General features: G+C 63.6%; 21 protein-coding genes. 10 read left to right on the top strand and 11 right to left on the bottom strand.

Translation table 11 applies throughout. From position 1 onward, the window contains the following. Positions 1-7: 7 nt before the first annotated feature. The 8 genes from BLQ03_RS15560 to BLQ03_RS15525 are packed head-to-tail and all read left to right on the top strand — an operon-like array spanning position 8 to position 7,407. Complete coding sequence (locus BLQ03_RS15560) at positions 8-1,162, top strand: lytic transglycosylase domain-containing protein (protein ID WP_090757244.1); 1,155 nt, start codon at positions 8-10, stop codon at positions 1,160-1,162. Then, positions 1,159-1,950, top strand: coding sequence for a type IV secretion system protein (locus BLQ03_RS15555; RefSeq protein WP_090757243.1), 792 nt, complete (start codon positions 1,159-1,161; stop codon positions 1,948-1,950). Before BLQ03_RS15560 ends, BLQ03_RS15555 begins: the two co-directional genes overlap by 4 nt. Positions 1,951-1,952: 2 nt before the next feature. Beyond that, positions 1,953-2,558 carry a hypothetical protein gene (locus tag BLQ03_RS15550; protein ID WP_090757242.1) on the top strand — a complete coding sequence of 202 codons (606 nt, stop codon included), beginning with the start codon at positions 1,953-1,955 and terminating at the stop codon, positions 2,556-2,558. Next, a complete protein-coding gene (locus tag BLQ03_RS15545; protein ID WP_090757241.1) occupies positions 2,558-3,589 on the top strand; it encodes a TrbL/VirB6 family protein in 1,032 nt (343 codons plus the stop codon). The genes BLQ03_RS15550 and BLQ03_RS15545 overlap by 1 nt, the downstream gene beginning before the upstream one ends. Before the next feature lie 32 nt (positions 3,590-3,621). Then, a complete protein-coding gene (locus BLQ03_RS15540) occupies positions 3,622-4,308 on the top strand; it encodes a VirB8 family type IV secretion system protein (RefSeq protein ID WP_175558911.1) in 687 nt (228 codons plus the stop codon). Beyond that, complete coding sequence (locus BLQ03_RS15535; RefSeq protein WP_090757239.1) at positions 4,305-5,036, top strand: TrbG/VirB9 family P-type conjugative transfer protein; 732 nt, start codon at positions 4,305-4,307, stop codon at positions 5,034-5,036. Before BLQ03_RS15540 ends, BLQ03_RS15535 begins: the two co-directional genes overlap by 4 nt. Next, a complete protein-coding gene (locus tag BLQ03_RS15530; RefSeq protein ID WP_090757238.1) occupies positions 5,036-6,412 on the top strand; it encodes a TraB/TrbI/VirB10 family type IV secretion system protein in 1,377 nt (458 codons plus the stop codon). Before BLQ03_RS15535 ends, BLQ03_RS15530 begins: the two co-directional genes overlap by 1 nt. Further along, complete coding sequence (locus BLQ03_RS15525) at positions 6,412-7,407, top strand: ATPase, T2SS/T4P/T4SS family (protein ID WP_090757237.1); 996 nt, start codon at positions 6,412-6,414, stop codon at positions 7,405-7,407. The genes BLQ03_RS15530 and BLQ03_RS15525 overlap by 1 nt, the downstream gene beginning before the upstream one ends. On the opposite strand, the gene BLQ03_RS15520 is transcribed toward BLQ03_RS15525, so the two are convergent. The 3 genes from BLQ03_RS15520 to BLQ03_RS15510 are packed head-to-tail and all read right to left on the bottom strand — an operon-like array spanning position 7,404 to position 11,913. After that, complete coding sequence (locus BLQ03_RS15520) at positions 7,404-9,482, bottom strand: type IV secretory system conjugative DNA transfer family protein (RefSeq protein WP_175558910.1); 2,079 nt, start codon at positions 9,480-9,482, stop codon at positions 7,404-7,406. The genes BLQ03_RS15525 and BLQ03_RS15520 overlap by 4 nt on opposite strands. A gap of 21 nt (positions 9,483-9,503) precedes the next feature. Then, complete coding sequence (locus BLQ03_RS15515) at positions 9,504-11,354, bottom strand: relaxase/mobilization nuclease domain-containing protein (RefSeq protein WP_090757235.1); 1,851 nt, start codon at positions 11,352-11,354, stop codon at positions 9,504-9,506. Next, entirely contained in the window at positions 11,347-11,913 is a 567-nt protein-coding gene (locus BLQ03_RS15510) for a DNA mobilization endonuclease VirD1/MobC family subunit (protein WP_090757234.1), read from the bottom strand. The genes BLQ03_RS15515 and BLQ03_RS15510 overlap by 8 nt, the downstream gene beginning before the upstream one ends. A 629-nt stretch (positions 11,914-12,542) precedes the next feature. On the opposite strand from BLQ03_RS15510, the gene BLQ03_RS15505 reads away from it, so the two are divergent. Both BLQ03_RS15505 and BLQ03_RS18065 read left to right on the top strand, forming a co-directional pair. After that, a complete protein-coding gene (locus BLQ03_RS15505; RefSeq protein WP_090757233.1) occupies positions 12,543-13,271 on the top strand; it encodes a nucleotide-binding protein in 729 nt (242 codons plus the stop codon). After that, positions 13,271-14,041: a hypothetical protein gene (locus BLQ03_RS18065; protein WP_139166774.1), complete on the top strand. Its 771-nt coding sequence runs from the start codon at positions 13,271-13,273 to the stop codon at positions 14,039-14,041. Before BLQ03_RS15505 ends, BLQ03_RS18065 begins: the two co-directional genes overlap by 1 nt. Before the next feature lie 364 nt (positions 14,042-14,405). Here the strand turns inward: BLQ03_RS18065 and repC are convergent, their stop codons facing one another. The 8 genes from repC to BLQ03_RS15470 all read right to left on the bottom strand — a co-directional run bounded on the left by repC (position 14,406) and on the right by BLQ03_RS15470 (position 22,460). Continuing rightward, a complete protein-coding gene (repC, locus tag BLQ03_RS19220) occupies positions 14,406-15,530 on the bottom strand; it encodes a plasmid replication protein RepC (protein ID WP_425415745.1) in 1,125 nt (374 codons plus the stop codon). A gap of 260 nt (positions 15,531-15,790) precedes the next feature. Next, complete coding sequence (gene repB, locus BLQ03_RS15490; RefSeq protein ID WP_090757230.1) at positions 15,791-16,780, bottom strand: plasmid partitioning protein RepB; 990 nt, start codon at positions 16,778-16,780, stop codon at positions 15,791-15,793. After that, entirely contained in the window at positions 16,780-17,988 is a 1,209-nt protein-coding gene (gene repA, locus BLQ03_RS15485; RefSeq protein WP_090757229.1) for a plasmid partitioning protein RepA, read from the bottom strand. Before repA ends, repB begins: the two co-directional genes overlap by 1 nt. A 661-nt stretch (positions 17,989-18,649) precedes the next feature. Further along, positions 18,650-18,826: a hypothetical protein gene (locus tag BLQ03_RS18430; RefSeq protein WP_175558908.1), complete on the bottom strand. Its 177-nt coding sequence runs from the start codon at positions 18,824-18,826 to the stop codon at positions 18,650-18,652. Further along, positions 18,823-19,710 (bottom strand): ArdC family protein, encoded by an 888-nt coding sequence (locus BLQ03_RS15480; protein WP_090757228.1) that lies wholly within the window; start codon positions 19,708-19,710, stop codon positions 18,823-18,825. Before BLQ03_RS15480 ends, BLQ03_RS18430 begins: the two co-directional genes overlap by 4 nt. 453 nt (positions 19,711-20,163) lie before the next feature. Then, positions 20,164-20,358: a hypothetical protein gene (locus BLQ03_RS15475; protein ID WP_090757227.1), complete on the bottom strand. Its 195-nt coding sequence runs from the start codon at positions 20,356-20,358 to the stop codon at positions 20,164-20,166. A 729-nt stretch (positions 20,359-21,087) separates the two neighbouring features. After that, positions 21,088-21,216: a hypothetical protein gene (locus tag BLQ03_RS19060; RefSeq protein WP_281201016.1), complete on the bottom strand. Its 129-nt coding sequence runs from the start codon at positions 21,214-21,216 to the stop codon at positions 21,088-21,090. A 14-nt stretch (positions 21,217-21,230) separates the two neighbouring features. Next, positions 21,231-22,460: an MFS transporter gene (locus tag BLQ03_RS15470; protein WP_217629781.1), complete on the bottom strand. Its 1,230-nt coding sequence runs from the start codon at positions 22,458-22,460 to the stop codon at positions 21,231-21,233. Positions 22,461-22,678 lie beyond the last annotated feature (218 nt).

The raw sequence follows: 22,678 nt of genomic DNA, 5'->3' as shown, positions 1-22,678 counted from the left end.
GGTGGTGGTGCGGGGCCGCAAATCCGTTCTGGTGCTGGCGCTGATCGGCGCGGCGGCGATCCCGGCCGGGGTCGCCGGGCAAGGCGTGCCGGTTGGCGACTTCAAGCGCATCGCGCTTGAAGTCCTCGGGCTGCGCGAAGAAGCCGCCAAGACCAAGGAAGCGCAGGCCAAGAACGAGGAACGGCTCCGTCAGATCAAGGCCCGCACCGATCAACTGGCAGCTGCACAGCAGACGCTTGACCTGCTCACAGAGACCTCTCGCTTCGTGCCCGATCTCGAAGGCGCGGGCGTCTCGGGCGCTGGAGGGGCCTTCACGGGTGCTGCGGAAATCTACGCCATTGAGGACAACAACCCCTATGCCGGGCGGATCATGGGCGATGCGCCCGTCACGATCGAACAGATGATCGCGGAGACGGCGCAGAAGCACGCGGGCCACCCCGCGCTGGCGCGGGCGGGCATCAACGCGGTCGAGTTCCGCTGCTGGCTCCAGGCGCTCGTCAAGCAGGAGTCGAACTTCTCCATCGGCGCGCGCAGCCATGTCGGCGCCTTCGGGCTGACGCAGATCATGCCCGGCACCTTTACCGAGCTTGGCATCCCCGACGACGGGCGCCGCCAGGACCCGCGGGTGCAGCTCGACGGCGGCGCCCGCTATCTGCTCAAGGGCCTGGGGATGTTCGGCTCCATGCCGCTGGCGCTTGCTGCCTACAACGCGGGACCGGGCGCCGTGCAGAAATACAACGGCATCCCGCCTTACAAGGAAACGCAGAACTATGTCGTGAAGATCACGGGCTACTACAACCGCTACGCGACCCGGATGGACGGCAACGCGGAGGCAGTCGGCACGCTCGATCCGCGCGACATGGTGATTGCCGAAGCCTCGAACCTGTCGGACGCGGCGATCGGCTACGCGGCCGTCAGCATGAACACCATGCACGGCTCCATGACCCGGCTGAAGGACAGCCTGGTGCAGGTCGAGACCACCGGCTCGGTCAAGACCGCGATGGACCTGAACAGCTACACGCGGGCCGAAGTGGCGCGCATGGCGGTGATCCTGGCCCGGCTGCAAGCGGTGCAGCGCAAGGTGGAAGCGGCGCGCACGGCGCTGCTTCTCGAAGCCTATGCGCGGGATGAGGATTACCTGCGAGTGAGGTTGGACGGATGAAACTGACAACGAGAATCCTGGCAACCGGCGCGCTTGCCTGCGTCCTCGCGGTTCCAGCCGGCGGCCAGGGTGTGCCCACCATCGACGTGACCAGCCTAGCGAAGCTGGCCGATCAGCTTGTCGAGGCAAAGCTGCAGCTCAAGGAGCAGATCGCGCAGAACGTGAAGCTCGATGAGCAGACCAAGCAACTGCTGGACCAGATCCTGCTCCTGCAGAACCAGATCGACGCGCTGCGCAATGGCCTGACGCTGGCGGACCTCGGCGTCGATCCCGACAGCTTCCTGAAGGACATTCTGCCCGATTTTGCGGACCTGACCACCTCGGTCGAGGCGGCACGGTCGGGGGATTGGACCCGGGTGCTGGCCTCGGGCGATGCCTTCCGGGGCGGCGGCACCGTCACCGGCCACGTGGATCGCACCTTCGAGAAGTCGGGCCTGTCGCGGGACCGCGTGGACACGCTAGCCCGCAGCGAGGATCAGGGAGCCTCGCGGATCGGCCAGTCGGCCAACGTGAACGCCTTCATGAGCGTGGCGGCGGAAAGCTCGTCGGAGGCCGCCAAGGACAGCCTGACCCGGCTCGATGGCCTCGTGCAGAAGATCCCCGACACGGCGGGCCTGAAGGAAGCGATCGACCTCAACACGCGGGTCACGGCCGAGCTTGGCATTGCGATCGCCAATGTCTGGTCGATGGAAGCGATCCAGACGGTGGGTCAGGGCAACATGGGCGTCATGGACGCCGCGACCGCCGCCGATGAGGAAAAATACCTGCGGATGAAACTGGAGGAATGACCATGAAGCGGACGGTTCTCGCGGGTGGACTGGTGATCCTGGCGGTGGGCACGCTGGCGATGGCGCAGGTGCTTCCGCCGCAGGGCGGCACGGTGCCCCGCTCGCTGCCATCCGCCCCTGCTCCGGCGGCGCAAGGCGCCGCAGCGGACCCCATCGACGGCGGTGACGCCGAACTCAAGGAACTGCTGGAAATGCAGGCGGCGATGAGCAAGGCCGAACGGCAGGCGGAAGAGGAGTTTCTCAAGCTCGATCTTGGCCCCGATGTGGACGTGTCCGGCATCGAACGGGTGCCGAGCGCGGCCGAGAACCAGCCGTATCGGTCCTGCGAAAAGACACCAGAAATGCAGCAGAACCTGCATTCACCTGGTAGCCGGGGGAACAGGGCTTACCGAGATATTTCAGGGTATCTTTCGACTACCAATGTCATTGCAACAAAGGACTGTACCTGCGCAGGAAAGGTCATTCCGCACGCGACCGTCGCGCTATTCGAGGACCGGCTGAAGGAAAAGCTCGGGGTAACGGTCCTTCTGCCTAAACACACAAACGACCTTTATGACGAATACGATCGACAGAAGAAGATCGTTGACGCGATGTGTGGGGATTACTGATGGCCCTGATCGAAGATATCCTCCAGGATCTCGATGAGGCCGTGCTGGACGTGGGCGAGAGGTATTTCACCTCCACGGCTGAAGCACTTGATCCGACGCTGACGATCATGACCACGCTGCTCGTTGTGCTGATCGGGGTCACGATGGCGCTTGGCGTGAACCGCATGTCCATGCGAGATGCCTGGCAGCTCGTCTCTCGCATCGTGCTGGTGTTCATCTTCGCCCGCTCATGGGCGAACTTCGGCGTGATCTATGACGCGCTGTCCACAGGCGCGGGCAGCCTCGCGTTGAGCTTCTTCAACGGCGACACCCCAAACCCTGCAGCGGCGATGGACCAGTTTGCGGTGCAGATGTCCGACGTGGCGGACGGCGCCGCCCGCTCGTTCAGCTCGATCACGCGAGGGGTCGTCGCGGCGCTTCTAATGATGATTCTGTCGATCCTGATGGCAGCCTATATCCTGATCGTCGCCTTCTCGAAGATCATGATTGCCTTCCTGCTCGGGGTGGCGCCGCTCGCCATGATCGCCACCATCTTCGAGCGCACCAAGACGCTGTTCGAGGCGTGGCTGACCGCCTTCGTAGGCTATCTGATGTATCCCATCGCGGCCGCGGCGGTGATCGGCGCCGTGGTGTCGATGGCCGCTGCCCAGTTCACGGAACAGGATAGCCTCGAAAACTTCTCGATGGCTATTGGCTTCCTGTGCGTGGCCTTCGTCGGCATCTTCGCGCTCCTGGCGATCCCGACCGCCGCCGCGCACATCACCGGCAGCTTCAACCTTGCCAACTTCGCCCCCGAGGCGCTGCGCGTGGTCGGAAAGACCGCAACCCTTCCGGCAAGGCCGGTCGGATGGGTAGCCGGCCGGTTTGGTGAAGGAGCCAAGGCGCGCGGAGAGGCTGCGCTTTCTGGCGCTCTCACCGGCAAGTCGCCTGCCCTCGCCGCCCGCGCCCGTGACCGCGAATGGGCGGAAAAGGGCGCCGAGTGGCGCAGGAAGATGCAGGGCATCGAGATCATGCAGGGCAAGCGCCCCTAGCGCGCCTGACCTTCGGAACTTTGGAGGATGCGATGGCGGACCGCGGGTCTGACAGCAGGACGATTCTGGAAAACGAGCTGATCTTCGGCGTCCGCCGCCGCGAGCGGATGGCTTGGGCGGTCGCTATCGGCGGCGTGCTGCTTGGCCTCGGCGGCGTGGCGGTGGCGGGCATGACCCTGCCGCTCAAGGAAACGCAGGCGTTCGTGACCATCGTGGACAAGGACACCGGCCTGGCCGAGCGCGCCGTGCGCGTCGAGGCGGCCGGGATCGAGCATGGCGCGGCGGTCGAGCAATCGCTGCTCTACAACTACGTCAAGAACCGCGAAACCTATGACGCGGCCGACAACGAGGCCCGCCTCCTGCAAGCCTATCGGATGTCCTCGCCCCGGATGCAGGCGGCGCTGAAGGCGCAATGGGACAAGGCAAACCCCAACTATCCGCCCACGATCTATGGCGCGAGCGGCAAGGTGATCGTGGACGTTCTCTCGATCACCCCGGTTGCGCCCAGAACGGCGCAGGTGCGCTTCACCAAGCGGCTCAAGAAGGCAGGCGAGCCGGACCGGATCGGCAAGTTCTACGCCACGATCACCTATGAGTTTCAGCCGACAACCGCGAGCGCGGTGCAGCTCGTGTGGGAAAACCCCTTCGGCTTCACCGTCACCGATTACCGCGTGACCGCCGAAAGCCTTGAAGCCCAGAACATGGAGGGCCAGAAATGATCCGTTCCACCACGCTCATGGCGCTTATTGCGCTCACCCTGCCCGCCGCCGCCCTTGCGGAAGCCCGCCCGCGTGCGGGCGGCAACGACAGCCGCGTGACCTATGCCACATTTCAGGAGGGGCAGGTCTATACCATCCATACGCGGGTGCGGAACGTCACCCTGGTCGAGCTGGGTGACGGCGAGACGATCCAGACGATCTCCGTGGGCGACAGCGAAGCCTTTGAGGCGGATAAGGTCGGCGCGTCGAACGCCTTTTCCATCATGTCCTTCGTGCCCGGCGCCAGCACCAACATGACGGTCGAAACCAATCGGCGCTTCTACTTTCTCAATGTCGTGGAGTCGTCGAAGGTCACACCTAACTGGTCGGTGAAGTTCACGGTGCCGGGTGGCGGCGGGTCGCGCGCGCGGGCGGCTGCGGCCGCAGCTGCGATCCCGGCCGAGGTTCCCATGACCTACCGTGTCCTCAACCGCAAAGGGGCGGCCGAGTTCGCGCCGGTGGGGATTTCTGACGATGGCAAGAAAACGCTGTTCCAGATCCCGCCTGGTGCACCGATCCCCTCGATCTTCCGGGCCGATGCCAAGGGACGGGAAACCAGCGTCAACAGCAGCGTGAACGGTACGATCATCACCGTGGGCGCGCGTTCGGAACGGTGGGTGCTCCGCTATGGCGATGAACATGTCTGCATCGAGGGCACAAAGGCGGGCGCGAAGCGGAGGACGCGCTGATGGCCGACGAGGATCAGCTCCTGGCGCGGCTGGCGCGGATGCAGAAGCCGGTCGCGGGCACGCCCTGGTGGCGGCGCATGGCGCTGCCGGCAGGGATGCTCGCCACGGGCCTGGCCGGCGGGGCCTATGTGGCAACGGTGCAGCCGGCTGAACGGACCTCGCCCCCGCCCATGCAGACCTCCGAAGTCAGCGAGTTTCAGGATGACTCCGGCCTTGCGGGCTTCACTGTCACTGAAAACGAGCCCCTGCCTGTCACCACGCCGGCGACCGTGGTGACGCGCACCGAAGTCCAGACGGTGACGGACCCGCAGGCGAAGACCGACGCGGACGCGGCAAGGGCGGCTCTGGAAAAGGCCAGGGCCGATCTCCAGAAAGCCCAGGCCGAGCTTGCCGCCGCCCGCGCTAACCCTTCGGTCGATACCGCGCAACTCGACGCGCTGCGAGCGGAAATGCAGCAGTTGCGCGACGACATGGCGGGCAAGGATCAGGCACTCGATGAGCTGACCCGCAACAATATGCGTCTCCAGACGGAACTGGAAACGGCCGCACAGATGGCCGGACAGGCGCAGATGGAGGCTGACATGGAAGCGCAGCGCCTCGCGGCGCTCGAACAGCGCCGGGCCGAACTCGAAGCACAGCGGGCGCAGGAGCAAGCTTTGCTGGAAGCGCGTACCCGGTCCGCCAAGGTCATTCGCTTCGGAAGCGATGGCGGTGGTGGTGCCGAGGGCGACAGCGGCTCGGATGAACAACTCGATGCCGCCGAACGCTTCCGCCGTGCGGGCCGGACCGAAGCCGTGCAGGCCAAGGTCATCGGGGAACCCTCGCGCACGGTGCTCCAGGGCACGCTGATCGAGGCCACGCTGACGAACGCCATTTCCAGCCAGCTCGAAGGCAACGTGTCGGCCACGGTCAGCTATGACGTGTGGTCGATGGACATGGCGAATGTCCTCATTCCCCGAGGCTCGCGCCTGTTCGGCCGCTACAGCTCGTCCATCGACAAGGGCCAGCGGCGGATCATGGTGGCCTGGGACCGGGTGGTGACGCCGGACGGCCAGTCGGTCGAACTCGCGGCCTATGGCACGGATCGGATCGGCCGCTCGGGCGTGACGGGGCGCGTAAACACCCACACCCTCGCCCGCTTCTCGGCCGCTGCGGCGGTGTCGATCATCGGGGCCGCGCCCGCTGTCCTGGCCGCAGCAGTGGAAAAGGACAGCGACGACGAGGTTGCTCAGGACACGGCCGAGAACATCGGCACCAACGCCAGCGACACAGTCGGCTCGATCATGAAGGACTACATCGACATTCCAACGACGATCAGCGTCGATCAGGGGGCCGTGGTCATGGTCATGGTCAACGCCGATCTGGAAATGCTCTGATGGCGCTCGGGCACCTGGAAAGCAGGCTCCATGTCCTGCGCCCGCTGATCGAGGCCGACAGCACGATCGAGGTGGCGATCAACGGCGACGGCCGGGTATGGGTCGAGCGCGCGGGCGACAGCGCCATGTCGCTGGCGGACGTGACGCTTGCGCCGGTCGAGGTCAAGGATCTGGCCGGGCTCATCGCCAACAAGCAGCGCCTCACGCTGATCGACGCCCTGCCTGCGATCTCGACCACCGTGGACTATGCCGGCGCCACTCTGCGCTGCCAGGCCATCATCCCTCCGGCCTCGGCCGGGGGCACGACGATCACCTTCCGGGTGTTCCGCCGCAGGCCGACGGGCGAGGCGCCCAAGCACTTCCGCTTCCTGCGCGACCAGAAGGTGTCGCTGGAAGCCGAGCGGCTGGAGCTGCTGCGTAGGGTCCGCGACATGGCGATGCACGGCGCCGATCCCGACGAGTTCCTGCGCGCCTGCATCCAGGCCCGCATGAACATCGTGATCTCGGGGGGCACGTCCTCGGGCAAGACCGAGCTGGCCCGCCGCCTGCTCTGGATGGTTGAGGAATGGCACCGGCTGGTGCTGATCGAGGACTCGGCCGAGCTGCTGCCTGCGCAGGAAAACGTGGTGAGCCTGATTGCCGAACGGGCGGAGGCCTCGGTGCGCTCGGCCGACAAGCTCCTGGAAATGACCCTGCGCCTGCGCCCCGATCGGATCATCCTGGGCGAGTTGCGCGGGGTGGAGGCCGTCACCTTCCTGGAGGCGATCAACACTGGCCATGAGGGCAGCTTTACAACCCTCCATGCCACGACCGCGCGCAAGGCGGTCAACCGGCTGGCCTTTCTGGTGATGCGGGCCGGGATGCCGCTGACGCTCACGGAAATCCGGGGCTACGTGCGCGAGTCCATCGACGTGATCGTGCAGACGGGCCGGATCGGGGACGAGCGCGGGATTCTGGAAACCTACTTTCCTGCGCTCGATGGGGAAAGCGGCTAGGCCGCTTTCCTCTTGCCGAACAGTCGGGCGTCAAACTCGTCCATCCTGGCTTGCGCCTTTTTCCTGATGGCGTCCTTTACGTCCTCGTCGCTGCGGGTGTCGTTCTCACCCCGCAGTTCTTCCGCAACTTCACGCGCGAGCGTCGGCTTCTTGCGGGGTTCGGCATCCGCTGCCGGAACCGCGCCCGCGTCGGCCGGGGTCTCGACGGCACCTTGACGCGCTGCTTCTTCGGCCGCAGCCTTCTCCACCTTGGCCTCGGCGACCTCGCGCGCCAGCTTCGGCTCCGGCTGCTGTTCCTGTGTCTTGCCTTTCCTGCCTTTCTTCGTCTTGGACGCGTCCTCAGCTGGAGGGTAGGCCACACGCGCCTCTTGGAGCGCGGTGAGCCTAGCCCTCATTTCGTCCAGTTCGGCCCGCATTGCATCGGGATAGGGCAGCGGCCCTTTCTGCGCGTCGAAGATCGGTTTGAAATAAGCGTCCTGGTAGTAAACGATCCGGTCCACAAGGATGGGATTCTGCCGCTCGGGGATCAGGATGATCTTGTTCGGATCAAGATTGCGAACCTCGCCCGGCGTCAACAGCGGCCGTTCCTCGTTGCGCCGCGAGATCGAACGTTTCAGGATACCCTGCCCGTCCTGCGAATAGCTGTCGCTGAGCGCAAGACGGGTGGTCTTGCCAAGCGCCTCGGAAACTTCGCCGGTGGTCTTTTTCTCGTTGGGCGCGATGTAGAGCTTCATCCCCGCCGCGCTCTCGATCGAAAGCCGCTCGTTCTCGGTGTAGATGCTTTCAAGCCCCGGAATGGACTGCGTGATGATCGAAACCCGCGCGCCATGACCGGCAAGCTGTTTCAAGGATTGCACGATGATTGGCATGTGGCCGAGCTGGTCGAACTCGTCGAGGATGATCTGCACGGGCCAGGGCTCAAGCCGCGGATCGGGGATGCGGGCGCGCATGGTGGCGATCAGCTCCCCGAACAACAGCCGCAGCAGCGGCGCCAGTGTCGGAATGTCGTCGGAGTTGGCGACGATGTAGATTGAATGCGGCAGGCTCCGAATGTCGTCCCAGGAAAAGTCGTTGGCGCTCGTCACCTTCTCGATGCGCGGGTTGAGCCACAGGCCAAGCCCGGCGCCATCCAGTACGGAAGCATAGGACGACAGGGTCCGGTCGGAATAACCCGAGAAGTTGAGGAAGATCGTCGCGGACTGCTCATGCTGCGTTTCCGTGGCGAACCGCTGGTAAGACTTTTCCTTGTCGCCGCTGCCGAACAGGATGCGGGCGATCGCGCCAATGGTCGGGGTCTTGCGCTCGATGGCGAGCATCCCGGCCGCGACGAACAGCTGGCGCGCCCCCACGATGAAGTCGGACGCCCCGCCCTTCTCGTTCCTGGGTGTCAGGAAGTAGCTGGCGAGCTTGGAGAGTTCGGTGAACCGCTTGTCCGTGTCAGCAATGGCGGCAATGCGTTCCAGCGGGTTGTAGCGGTGCGTCGGGTTCTCGAAGTCAAAGGGCGCGAAGCGGAACACCCGGTCACCCTGCGCCAAGCGGTGGCGGGACGTGGCCTCGAAGATTTCCCCCTTCACGTCCATGACGACGCAGGAGCCGGGGAACAGCAGCGTGTTTGGAATGACATAGCCCACGCCCTTCCCCGAGCGGGTCGGGGCGACGACCAGGGCGTGCGGAAACTGGTCATAGCTGCCGCAGACGAAGCGGCCGGCCCTGATCCTCTTTTCGGGCTTGCCGAACTTGCCGAACACGAGACCCGACCCGACAGGCTGCGCGAGGCCGTTCCTCCTGACCTCGCCCTTGGTCTGAAAATGCGCCTTGCCGTAGGTGGTCAGCCGGTGCGTGACGCTGAACACAACCCCGGCAAGGGCCAGCACGAGCGCGGCCCCGAGGACGATCAGGTAGGCGGTGCGCCACGGGTCCTGCCGCAGCGCGCGCACGCCCGGGAAGTCCGTCACCAGAACGAACGGGTGGCCGGTGTTCAGGTTGGCCCCGAGCTGCCATTGCAGCCAGAGGCCCCCGATCATCAGGCCGACCAAGGCCCCGGCGATCAGGCCTGCCGGAACGGCAACGCTCATGCGATTCATTGGCCCTGCCCCTTACAGCTCCAGGTCGTGGTCCTTCCGGCGCAGCTCATGCTCGGGTTCGTCACGCTCGTGCAGCCGCTCCTTTGCCAGTTCCGCCTCCCGCATGGTCAGGCCGAGGCTCTCATGGCTTTCCGCGGCGGCAACCAGCGCCCTTGCGATGTCGCGCCGCTGCCCCGGCTCGGGGAAATCGAGCGCCAGCGCCCGGTCGTCGCCGGACGCGATCTGCGCGATTACCTTCTCCCCATACCGCTCTTTCAGGTCGGCGGCGAAGCGTTCGGCGTGATCCTCATGCTCGAACGCGACGCGGCCGTGTTCGCGATGGACCGCCGCCAGCGACTCCAGTGTCCGGGTCAGGCGGTCGTTCTCGTGGCTGTGATCGATCTCAAGGGCGGTGTTGAGCGCCCTGGCGGCGGTGGCATAGAAACGGTCCACCAGGTCGGCGGCGGCGTGGCGCTGATCCTCGCGGTCGAGATCGAAGCCCCGCGCCTTCGAGACCGCGTGAAGGTCCTGCCTGACCCATTCACGCTCCTGCCAGGCGTTCGCCGCCGGATGCTCCAGGCGGCGCGCCATCGTTTCCCGCTCGATGCCGATGGCCTCGGCCGCGTTGAGCACGGCGGACCTGACCTCTTGGGCCTCGTCCTCGCTCAACTCCACCGCCAGTTTGCCGCGCCGGATTTCCTCGTCCAGCACTTGCGTCTTGTAAAGCTCGGAACGAGGGGCGCGCATGACCAGCTCGGCCCCGCGCGCGTCCCCGAGGTCGCGCATGATTTCGGTCGTGACTTCGGCCAGCTCCTGGCGCATGTCCCGCCGGTCAGCGGGATCGAGCGTCGAAATCTGGCGCTCCGCCTTGTCGAGCCAGCTTGCGAAGGCTTGGTCGAGCTCCTTGCGGCTCTCAGCTTTCTCAAGGTCCATGTTGGCAATCTCCAGGATTTTCGGGGTCAGGATGCCGCCCGTCTCCAGGATCGCGGCGGCGCGCTCCATGCGAAGCGCCACGTCCTTGAGGCGGGACAGCGAGGCAATCGAGGCCAGCATCCGCAAGGTGGCGGCGCTCTGCTCGACCACGGCCAGCCCGTCTTCCAGAGCCTGTCCGTGCAGCTTGCGCTCGTGGACCTGCCGTTTCTCGCGTTTGGCGCCTTCGATCTCGGCCCGGGTAGGACCGTAGGTCAGGATGCCGCGCTCCAGCCGCGAGGACGCATCCAATTCCACGCCCATGTCGGCGGCGATCCCGACCAGACGCTCCTTCATCATCTCCAGGCAGAACACGTTCTCGCGGGCGATGTAGAACCACTCGTCGTTATGCAGTCCGCGATTGTTCAGGACGATGTGGATATGGGGATGCGCCCGATCGGTGTGCAGCGCCGCCACATAGGACCACTGGTCGTCAACATGCACGCCGGACTGGAACATCTCGAAGGCCCAGTCCTCCGTGATCCGCAGCGCCTTCTGCGCGGACAGGTCAGCCGGGAACGACAGCAGCAGATGGGTGGTGTGGCCGTTCTTCGGCTCACCCGACCATGCATCCTCCCAGTCGAGCGCCATTTCCTTGCGCTGCTCGTTGGTGAGCGAGCGCGCACCCCACTCAAGTTCAACCCCATTGCCGAACACCGCCTCCGACTTGCTGAACAGATAATCGAGCTGCGCCGCCAGTTGCGCGCCGGTGTGGGTGCCGCCCCGGCTGATCTTCTTCAGGACGGCAGCATTCGATCCCTGCCCGACCCGCCACAGGTTGCGTGCCCGTGCGGAAAACAGCGACCCCCCCGCCCTACTCCGCCGAGCCTTGCCGAAGTTGGTGTTCCGAAACCGCCCGCGGCCGCCCCGGCCAAGATGGATTTCCCCGATCAGGTCGTTGGCCAGATCAGTCACGTCCGGCCTCGATGAACTTCTGGAACAGCCGCGTGCCGCGCCGCCGCTGCTCGTTCACCACTGCGCGCAGATAGCCTTCCACCCTCGGAAACGCGCGCCGCAGCTCGTCAACCGCTTGCCACTCGTGCCGGGCCAGATCGATCCGGCCTCGGTTCGAGGCCAGAGCGATCTGGTTCACGTTGACCCCGATCTTGCGCAGCTCGCCCCGAACTTCATCCAGCTTCTCGGCCGCCACCGGGTCGAACTCCAGCATCCCCGACGCTGCACGGACCAGGGCACGGATCGCGTCGGAGTTGGACCCGTAACCGAAACGGGCCTTCAGCCACTCCAACTGCTCGATCTCGGCCGGCGTCAGCCGCGCCGATACCGGCTTGCCGTCCGTGGTGGCGCTGTCACGGCTCCGAACTTCATGCTGCCGGACCTTGGCAATGGTTTCTTTCGGTGCCCCCACCGCGTCGGCGACCGTCTGGGCGGTTCCGCCTGCCCGCAGGCGCCGGATCGCCTCCTCGCGCTCGGAAGGAGTGAGTTTCTGACGGGCCACGAGCCACCTGATCCGCATTTGTAAACATTCAGCAGTTCCTGCCACTAACTCTTCAGTCCTATTACCTTCTCGTCAACTCGCTTCTGTGTGCCCTGCCGAAGCCTGCATCTTGGTGTGCTATTGGATTGCCCTGATGTCCCAACGCAGCCCGACGCTCGTGAGGATCTGCAGTTCGTCCGGTCGCCTGCGGCGCATTGATCGGACCAAAACGGACAAGTGTAGTGGCCCCGCAACAGAGGCAGACCGGAGTTCTGATCACCTTGAGGCGAAAGGTTGCGGTCCGCCCCTAGCTGATGGTGCTGGGTCTGCAGTGCCGCCGCGCAGTCTCCGGGTGCAGATGATCACCGGGACCACAAACCGGACGATCCGGTCTTCACAGCAACACCTTGGCAGATGTTCACCTTGCAAAACCGACACTGCTTCCTGTTGACAGGTAGTCACTGCTTAGATGTGACATAATACTTCATGTCAGTGTGACAGGATTACTTTGTGACAATTTGCCAGTCGGACAATCTTGCAGTGTGACAATGTTCAATCCACCGGCACGTCGCTGCAGCACGACTACAGATCGACAGGCTTTCTAAGAGCAATCATTGACAGGCCACCCTGTGGCGGCATGACCAAGTGACGAGGCAGCAAAGGAGAGGATGATGGGCAGAGGTGTGCGCGTGATCGCCGTAATCAATCGCAAAGGAGGCTGCGGGAAGTCGACTTTGGTGCGCGGACTGGCAAGCGCTGCGGTCGCACGCGGTGAGAAGGTCACAGTATTCGACACGGACAGCAGTCAAAGCATCTATGGATGGATGAGAGTTGCCAGGCAGCTCGGTAACTGGGACGATGCAGTGGACGTGATGCACACCTACGATCCGGCGGAAATCACCGCCCGCTTGGACGCTATCTATGCCGAAGTGCCCCATGATCACTTGATCCTCATTGATACATTTGGCGGCGCCAGCGAGGCGCTGGACGATGTGGTGATGCAATCGCACTTGATCGTGGCACCGATCCGGCCAGGGCGAGGTGACTACACGGAGACCATGGAAACCCTGATCTGGCACGAGCGCCTGAAGGGACGCGTAGCCGATCCAGACGATGTGCCGGAGTATCGAATTGTCGTAAATGGCATTACGCCAGAGCCAAGCGCAACGGAACGACAGGCTCTTGAGCATATCTTCGAGACGATGCCGGTCATTGAGGAACCGGTTCTGGAACGCAAAGCCTACAAGCAGGTCGATGGCGAAGGTTTGCTCGGGGTTATCCGGAACAAGACCCGCATGAGCATTGTCCAGAGACACCTCACGAATGCCTTGGAGGAAATGAGCGTCGTCCTTGATCTGCTGGACGACGCGATCATCGAAAGAATGGAGGCAGTCTGATGGCATCCCGCAAGAAACCAGGGATGATCCTCAAGCGCGATCACGCTTTTACAGAGGCAATTGGGAAGCCGGGAAGCCGCGAGCCCAACGCATTTTCCATGGCATCCGAAGATGCGAAGGCAAAGCTGGAAGCCGCACAAGCAAGGGGGGCTGATCGATCTGTTCTGGTCCCAACGAAAACCGCCGGAGATCCTCGCCCGGCAGAGGTCGTCCAGCAATCCGACGCTCCTTTCAAGATGGATCGGTACCACACTGCAGACTCCAGACGGCCCGAAGATCGGCCTGTCACCTCTCAAACCCTTGCAACCGTCTCACCCGAGTTTGAAAGCTTTGGTAGAAGACCACTGGGAGGTAGAGACGACGGTCCGCCTGCCTTGCAGCGCCAAGCCGTCACGGAAGAAACAGGAGAGCGGAGAGAAGTGATTGTCTCTATCACGGTCTCGCAGGATCTGCTCGAACGTGCCGCGCGATGGGGCGCAGTTGCGCACCAGCCCCCTACGACTGTGCTGCGGCATGCGCTCAGGAAAATGAAGCCACAACTTCTGGATGATCTGAAAACGGTCCAAGCTCGGGATGTGCATCAGCAAAGGATCAAGAACGTTGGATATAGGCTGCAGTCGCGACTTCGCTTTGCTCCGGCCGAGCTTGCCAGCTTGGAAGCCCGGCTTGATCCAGCAGGATTCGGCATCCTTTCTTCGATGCTGAACCACTATGCACGCGACAGCTTTGCCAGGTTCCTCGACAAGTTGATGGCGGAGGCCGGCCATTGAGGAAGTAATCTCCCTGCTGCCTTGGAGGAGCATGTCCCGTCCTCGCCTTGGGAGATCAGGGGGATTCAGGTCTGCTACCATGGTAGCAAGTTCACAGCACGGACGAGAACATGGTGTTCGTGCTTGCCTCCCTCGCAAGGACAGGCCTCTCCTCAACCTCAGCATACCTGCTACCATGGTAGCAGGTTCGAGTTGCTAGCACCGAGCACCTGTCGTACCTGCATTGTTTAGCGGGACAGCAGGAATGACTGCGATGCATCGCTCTCGTTCTCCGTACTCTCCTGCCAACGCCGACATCTTTTGTCACCCGTCCTCGCACCGTATGTGCTCCAGCCATCAGTACCAGGACAGAGAGCCGGACATGTCAGTGCGCCTGACTCCACGTTGGTTCTCGGGATGCACGTGCTGAAAGCCGACTCAGCCATCGGATGGGATCGAAGCTAGCTGAGCGAGCACCGCTGACCAAACTTGCAAGATATGCACCTGGCTTTCGGATCGATCCGGCTGATTGCAGGAGGCAAAAGATCGCTACGGCCGTTCGGTCTCTGCCAAATCTGTGTTGCAACTGTGCTAAGATCTGTCGCGGAACACCAAGCCATGCTCCGATGCTATCAGCACTATCGCGCAATTCCGGCCAGCTGCTTGGCGGGACGATACTGTAGTTGGCGATCTCCGGACAGGCCTGCACAACCTTGGTCAGAAGGAGTTTGTCATTCAGCGCTGTTCCGTCCGAGTCCTCCGCCTGATCTGATTTCTCTTCCCGAGCCTCTTTATCTTTTTTCTCTTGTTCTGACCTATGATGGTGAGCGTCAGAATGGCTGTCACAGGGCGTCATTTTCGTTGACGGCTCATCCCCTGCACGGATGGTGATGGTTCGACCGGGCTCCTCTGGGATGTCTAGAAGAAGGCTTTTGGCCGAGGACAAGAGGGTCTCGAGATGGTCGCTGCGCAGCTTGCGCCTCAGGCTGCAGCGGAGTTCCGCAAGGAGTGGTGCGAAGGGCAAGACCTGTTCAATTCGGTTCACCAAGTGGCGCAGTCCAAGCTTGAGCTGTTTGCACCGGATGCTCTCTGCGCGAAACTTCTCTGCAAGGGTCTTGATATGTTCAGCTTGATCGAGGATCGGAGAAAGATCGAGGCCAAAGGCCAGAGCCTCGCATCTGCCATGGTGACGAACCACGAAGCGCTTGCGATTGGCACTGTCGCGCCGAAGGATCAGTCCGGCCGCAACCAAGTCGCTGAGCGCTCTTTGGAGGGTACGGGGGCTGACGTGGTTGAGACGCTCAAGGATCGCTCGGTTGGAGGCAAAGACCATCTGGTGATCTTGTCCCTTCAGAAAGCTCGTGAGGGCTTCAAGGGTTGCGAGATGGCGGGCTTTGAGCCCATAGGCGGGCTGGCATTCACGCAAATCGCGAATGACAGACCAGAGTCTGCCATTGCCCGTGCATGCGCCATCGACCCGGTTCCTGGCGGTGGGTAGGAATGTCTGCATCTTGTCCATATCTGGTCAGTGCAGGTCGACCGATTGGCTATACCAAGCCTGTCCCTTCGCCGCGATGCGCTGCATCACTGGCAAAAGATTATCGTCCACCGAATCGGCGGTGCTTGACGCGGCGTTTGATTGGCTGCTAGATCACGTCTACCACAACTGATGATCTAGGGCCTCTCCAGGATGACTTGGGGGGGCTCTCTTCTATTCGGTCTCCTGATCTCTCCTCTGCTGATTGTTGCGGTTGATGGACAGCATAGGCGTCAGCTCCGCTGCCCGCTTTCATCCAGCCAGCGCTCATGCAGTTCACGGACAATCCGCTCTGCATTGCTTCCGATCCAGTGGCCGAATTCCGGGTGATCCTTGAGCGACAATTGCATCTGCACAGCATGTGGCCCGGTCCTGACCTTTCCGAGTCGGCGGCCGTCGCCAAGCTTCAGGTCGACTGTGCTGCTACCATGGTGGACAAGACGGCTATTATTGGAGTGGTTTCCCCCTCCCTTAGCCTCCACTGCTTTTTTTCTAATTATTTCAAATCGTTGATTGCTGTTCTCGCAACGATCCAGCTCACCTCGGCAGCTTTGAACGATCGATTTCAAGTCAATGCCGTCGTCACGCGCCAACTGGGCAAGTTCAGTCCATGGCCGGCGTCCCACGTCGTGCGCAGGGCCGATCGCCTCGATGACCGAATAGGGCAGAGCGTCCAGCACAACGGTATAAGTGCTCACGGCCTGTCGGGAGAGCCCGAGCGCTTCCTGGATCACCGTGCGATCATAACCCGCTTCCCGCATCGCCCCGATGAAGACCGACTTCTCGATAAAGGAGGGGTCGAGGCGCAGCGAGTTCTCCTGCCCTTGCGCGATGATCGCGGTCTTGTCGTCGAGCGAGCGGACGATCGCTTTCACCCGGGTGCCATTGCCAAGGAGGCGAACGGCAGCCAGGCGGCGGCGACCGTAGACGATCTTGTAGCGGTTGAACTGGCCAGGGATTGGCCGGACAAGCACCGGGACCTGTTGGCCGTGGCGGCGGATGCTCTCGGCGAGCTCTGCTATGCTCTCCTGATCGATGAGCAAGCGGTCCTGAAGATCGCTGGCCTCGATGGAGGCTGGGTCCAGATCCTGGATGCCGCTTTCGCCAAGCTGGCGCATGGTGTCACGCAGACTTGCCATGACGGGAACCGAGGAAGTTCCGGTCACGTCCGGAGCAGGAGCATGAGCTTCAAGCGTCAGATCGAGGAGGTTCTTCCGTCCCATCAGGCACGCCTCCAGGAAGCCTGGATCAGCTGTTCGATCTCGTCGGCCACCGCATTGCAGCTGGTCACGGCACGATCGAGCGTCTTGCGAACGAACTCGCCGGGCTCGACCTCATAGACCGTTTGCTGGGTGATGCCCGCATCCGAGATAGCCGTCGACTTGAGCATCGGTTCGGTGAGCACATGACCCGGCAGGATCGACCGCAGATAAGCGGCCATCTGTGTTTGTGGTGCGTCAGAGGGCTCGTAGCGGGTCAGAAGGAACTTGATGAAGTCCCAAGTCACCGGCCGTCCGACATGCCGCTCGATGGTCTCGAAGAGGTCTCCGGCCAGACGGAGGAACTGGCTCATCGAGGCGATGTCGAGCATGGAGGGAACAACGGTGACGATCAGCCCAGTAGAAGCTGCAAGTGCGGTCAGGGTGATGAAGCCAAGCTGCGGCGGGCAGTCGATGATGACGATGTCATAGTCGGCCTGCACGGAGTCGATCTGCATGGCCAGCCGCTGTGCAAAGGGAGGCGACAGCCTCTGCGTCAGGGCATAAGCGGTGTTGGTCTCGTATTCCGAGAGCATCAGCCCCGCAGGCGCAAGGTCGAGATTGTGGAAGTAGGTCTTCAGGATGACATCCCGAATGGGGACCTGTTCGTCGTCATAACGCAGTGCATCGTAGATAGTGCCCTTCTCGGCAAACTCGATTTCCGGCCGGTAGCCGAAGAGCGTGGTGAGGCTGCCCTGGGGATCCATGTCGATCGCCAACACCCTGTAGCCTCTCAGTGCATAACGCTGCGCAAGATGGGCTGCAGTCGTGGACTTACCGCTGCCACCCTTGAAGTTGACGGTGCTTAGCACCTTCAGGTCATCGCCCTCGCGGCGTCCTGGTCGGTAGGTTTGGGGGTTTTTGGCCGTCTTGGCCATGTGCTGACGGATCTTGTCGATAGTCTCAGCCGAGTAGAAGCGATGGCCGCGGCTGTCGGTCTCGGCCTTCGGAAACTCGGCGTCCTCGTTGTGCCGCAGGCGGAGATTCGATGCAGAGATCCCGGTCAGATCCATCAACTCCTTGGAACTGAACAGGCGCAGTTTTTTCCGCCCCTCCGGACGATAGGCATTCCGCATTTGCCGGTCGAGGGAGGTGGCAAGATTATGGGCAAATGTCGTGATTAGCCGTGAGTCGGCAACCACTGGCTGGTGGATGGGACCAAGATCGTTCATGCTGCCCCTCACGGTATGTGCCGCCTTTTTTCCGCTCCTGCGCCCTTTTTGGGTGCATATGGCCCTTCAGGTGACAGGAGGCCGGATGGTGTTAGGACAAGCTGTGGCATGCAGCAGAGCGCCTAGCAACATGAATAACCTCAAGGCAGACAAGATTCCTGTGGGGGAACTGTGGACTGCCGCCCAGAGGCCACAGTTTCGGAGAAGCACGAGGAGCGCCTGCAGTACGCATGTTGCGGTGCGGCGGCATCCTATGACTTGGGCGCACCCGAGCACCGGCCTTGTAAGAGCATGAACGCTCTGCATTACCTCCAAGGCAGGCGAGACTGAAGCGGATGGGTCCGAAAAGAGGCAAGGGGGGATGACCGGATTGGCCAGTCAGGCCTCACTTGCGCGCAAGCGGCTGCGCGCCGCACAGGCGCATGGCTGCGTCTGCTCCGGCCTTGGCCGGCGCGAGCGCAGCCTACCAGAACGAAGTTTGTGGAACGCAGGGCATGGGACTATTCGGCGCTGTCGATGACGCGTTCGCGGCCGTCTATCTACCTGGTAGATCAGAACGGACTGGCAGATGCGCACGGTCCGTTGCCGTCCTGGCGGCGGACTTCAGCCTCGGTGGCGCAGATGATCGGCAGGTCGTCGGGATCGTCGCGCACCTCGTAGATCATGGCGCAATCCCCGGCTTGAGGTTGCCGGAGCGATCCAGCCAGCCGCGCGCCCCGGCCAGTCCATGCAGATGCAGGTGCCCGTGCCCTCGATCACGACCGGCGCGAGATAGACCCAAGGGTTCGTCCTGCCGCAGTTGCGGCAGGACAGGCAGGGCAGTGGGTGGGCCGCTCATGCGGCCGCCCTTTCCTTGATGGTGCTGGCCGGGTTCGTCGCCAGCAGCAGGTCCGCGGCCTTCTGCGCCTCGGTCGCGGCCTTGAAGATGGCGCGCTTGTCGTTCTGCAGGGCGCGCAGCCAGCTTCCGACATAGGCGGCGGACTGCTTGAAGTCGGGCGTCAGGCCAAGGCTCGCGCAGGTCATGCAGTTGCCGATTTCTGCAATCAGCTCCTCGAAGGCATACGCCTTGCGGTCGGTGAAGCGGCCCAGGCGATCAAGGCGGCTCCCGTGGCCGGTCCAGTGCGTCGCCTCGTGCGCCAGGGTGGCATAGTAGCCTGCTGCGTCGTGGAACGTCGCAATCGGCGGCATGTGGATGAAGTCGGCAACCGGGTTGTAATAGGCGCGCGGGTCGTCGCTGGTGCGGATGTCTGCGCCAGTCGCGGCAAAGAAGGCCTCAAGCTGGGGATCGGAGGCGGTGCCGAGGTCGCGCGGTTCCTCGGCCGGGGTGGCGGTGAACTCGGCGGGCAGGCCGTCGATCTGCTCGGCGTTGAACACGCGATAGGCTTTCAGATAGGGCACCTTCTGGGTGTGCTCGGCTCCCTCGTCCTCACGCTCGACGGTGCCGTACTTGACAACGGTGGCGGATTTCTCGCCCTTGCGGACCTGCCCGCCCGCCTCCTGCGCCTGCCGATAGGTAAACCACTGGGCGGCGCGATAGCCCTTCTCGGCGGCGGTCAGCCACAGCATGAGGACATTGATGCTCCGGTAAGGTTCGCCGTTGGCGCGGCGGGGGAAGGCCGTACCACCCGCGTCTCCGGTCCAAGGCTTGCGCCACGCGGGAGTGCCCGCCTCAAGGCTGGCGATGATGGTGTCGGTGACGTGCTGGTAAAGGTCGAAAACCATTTGTGGCGTTCCTCTCGCAACGGGGCGGTTGGGTCTGTTGCCCCGTTCCGCCGATGGGCGAGCCTTCCTGCGATGCTGTCTCGAAAGGCCCATGCCTTTCGGAAAGCAGAGCGGGGAGGGCGCAGCCCTGCCCGCGGCCGCGGCCGGGACTGTCACGGGGTCGGGAAGGCGGGGTGGTGCGGCCCGCAGACCGCGCTTGCGCGGGCGAGGACACGGCCCGCCTGGACGACGACGCCCAACGGGCGGCGCTTGCCCCTTGACCGGCTCGGGCGCGGATGCGTGGCGGACCCCAAACACAAAGGGCGTCGGACGGGGGTGAGCGGGCGTCCGCCCGTCGATCCCCCGGAACGGCCAGAGGATCAGCGCAGCCCGCGCAACCGCGCGGGCTTCCCTGGTCTGATCTGTGGCGCCGTCCCAGGACGGGGCAGGGGCGGCTGGTGCCGCCCCTTGTCGTCACTCCTCATCGTCAGGCGGGGCGTCCTTGGGCTCGAACAGGACCAGCTCGGTGACGCCGACCGGGAACTCCAGCTTGAGGGTGAAGGCGCTCTTGGCCCCGTCCCGTTGCGGGAACATCACGCCGACCGGGCGGAAGCGGGTCTTGCCGTCGCGGCCTTCGACGGGAACGGTGACGCGGTAGTAGGTGGACATGGCGGTTCTCCTTTTTCCGTGCAGATCGACAAGGGCCGGGGTCCTGAGGCCGGCGGTCAACGGCTGATTTGCGTCGCGAGGAATGGCCGCAGGCCAGGGGAAATCAGTCGTTGAAGGCCCGCTTCGCGGGCCGGTCCGCTGGCCGCCCCGGCCCAGATTGCACAATAGGAAAAGGGAGGACCGCCAGGATCGCCGCTCGCACCCGGCAACCCGAGGGCCGTGGCGGCAGGACCTGCTTCGTGGGGGTGCCGGTGCCCTCCCCCAGCGGGACGGAGCCGAGAGCACCGGTTAATCCGTTGGAGTTCCCGGACGGAGGCGGCGGGCGGCGCATCGAGTAGGATGCCCGTCTGTCGATCGGACAAGGACGGCGGCACCAGCCGGTCCTGCCTGCGCCACAGATCCCGCGCGAGGGATCGTTCCTTGACAACGGTTCGACCTGTCCACCTAAAACGCTAGTGCGCTGCGCTATGATCAGCCATGAAGAGGCGACTGCTTTGCGGGAGATTCTGTCGAAAAACTCCGCAGGCCCCTCAAGCCAGGGAAGAAACGGGGAAACCGTTCCGGTTTGGCGCGCAGGATCGCCGAAAATCTGCGGTTTTGCGACCTTCAGCAGATGAGTATTCCAGATTTTCGGTGCTGCCTGATCGCCGTCTGAGTTTTTCAACAGTATCCGGGACAATGCTGCCATTCAGCCCCTTGCAAGCGCAGAGTATGTCAGCGTCTGCTGAATCAGCAGAGGAGGAAGGCGTTCAGCAGGGCGACAGAAAGGCCGAACTCATACCACAACACCAGTCCCGCAAGAGCCACGGCAAGGAAGACGCCCATGGCCAGCAACAGGTGGAAAGGTATCGACAGCATCCGCGCCCCTCCCATCAAGCGGCGCGCAGCCTTGAGACCGGGGCATCCCGGATCGGCCAATGCAGAAGCGCAGCAAGAACGGCGATGGCGATCGAGATCTGCCAGGCGAGGTCATAGGACCCGGTCGCGTTGTAGGCGTATCCCGCGCCCCAGGCTCCGAAGAACGACCCGAGCTGATGGGACAGGAAGACGATCCCGAACAGCGTGGACATGTAGCGGACGCCGAAGATCTGGCCGACCAGCCCGCTCGTCAGGGGCACGGTGCCGAGCCACAGGAACCCCAGCGTGCAGGCGAACAGCGTGACGGACAGCGGCGTGACCGGAAAGGCGAGAAACAGCACCATGAGCACGGCACGGGCCAGGTAGATCCCGGCCAGAACGTGCTTCTTGCGCCAGCGGTCCGCCGACATGCCGAAGACGTAGGAGCCAAGGATGTTGAACAGCCCGACCAGCGCCAGCGCCCGTGCGCCGAGCGCCGGGTCGAGGCCCCGGTCCCCCAGGAAGGCCGGCAGGTGGGTTGCGACAAAGGCGACGTGAAAGCCGCAGACGAAGAACCCGGCATTCAGCAGCCAGAAGCCGGAATGGCCCGCGGCTTCGCGCAGCGCCTCGCCGAAGGTCTGCGTGTGCGCGCCGCCGGTCTGCGGCACCGCCGGACGCCCCGCGATGCCGATAGCGAGCAGCACCATGGCGCCGGCCAGCGCGCCGAAGATCAGGAAGCTTTCCCGCCAGCCGAAGCCGGTGATCAGACCCTGCGCGACTGGCACCAGCAGGAACTGGCCGACCGAGCCGCCGGCGGTCACGATCCCGGCCGCCAGCCCGCGCCGTTCGGGAGGCATGACCCGCATCGCCGCGCCGATGGCGACGACGAAGGTCACACCGGTCATGGCGAGGCCCACCAGGAACCCGAGCGTCAGATTGAGCCCCACCGCGCCCGAGATCATCGCGGCGAGCACAAGTCCGAGCGCATAGATCGCCCCGCCGGCCGCGGCCACGCGCCCCGCCCCATGCCGATCGGCCAGCGCGCCGACGAAGGGCTGCGCCAGCCCCAAGATCAGGTTCTGCACGGCGATCGCAAGCCCGAAGGCCTCTCGGCCGATGCCGGTATCCAGCTCGATCGGGCGGAGGAAGAGGCCGAACGACTGCCGGATGCCCATGGCGATGGTGACGAGCGTTGCCGCGCAGATCAGGACGACCCAGGGGCGTCGGCGCATCGCGGCAGCATTGGGGGCAAATGTCTGGCTCATGGGCTTTCCTTGCAAGGATCGTCGAGCAGCCGTGTCCGGCTTGATTCGCTTAGATAACGATGATAATCTATTTTGGCGAGCCTCGATGGCGTTCCGGAAGGCAGGAGAAGAAGGATGAAAGACGATGGCGCGGCCGAAGGGCTCTACCTCGACGACCTGCAGGTCGGGCAGGAATTCCTGAGCGCCGAGCATCCTCTGGATGCCGGGCAGATCATTGC

This window comes from Paracoccus chinensis, from assembly GCF_900102885.1.
In the GTDB taxonomy this organism is placed as follows: domain Bacteria; phylum Pseudomonadota; class Alphaproteobacteria; order Rhodobacterales; family Rhodobacteraceae; genus Paracoccus; species Paracoccus chinensis.
Note: the sequence above shows the minus strand (reverse complement) of the source record. Positions and strands in the feature narration are given on the sequence as shown.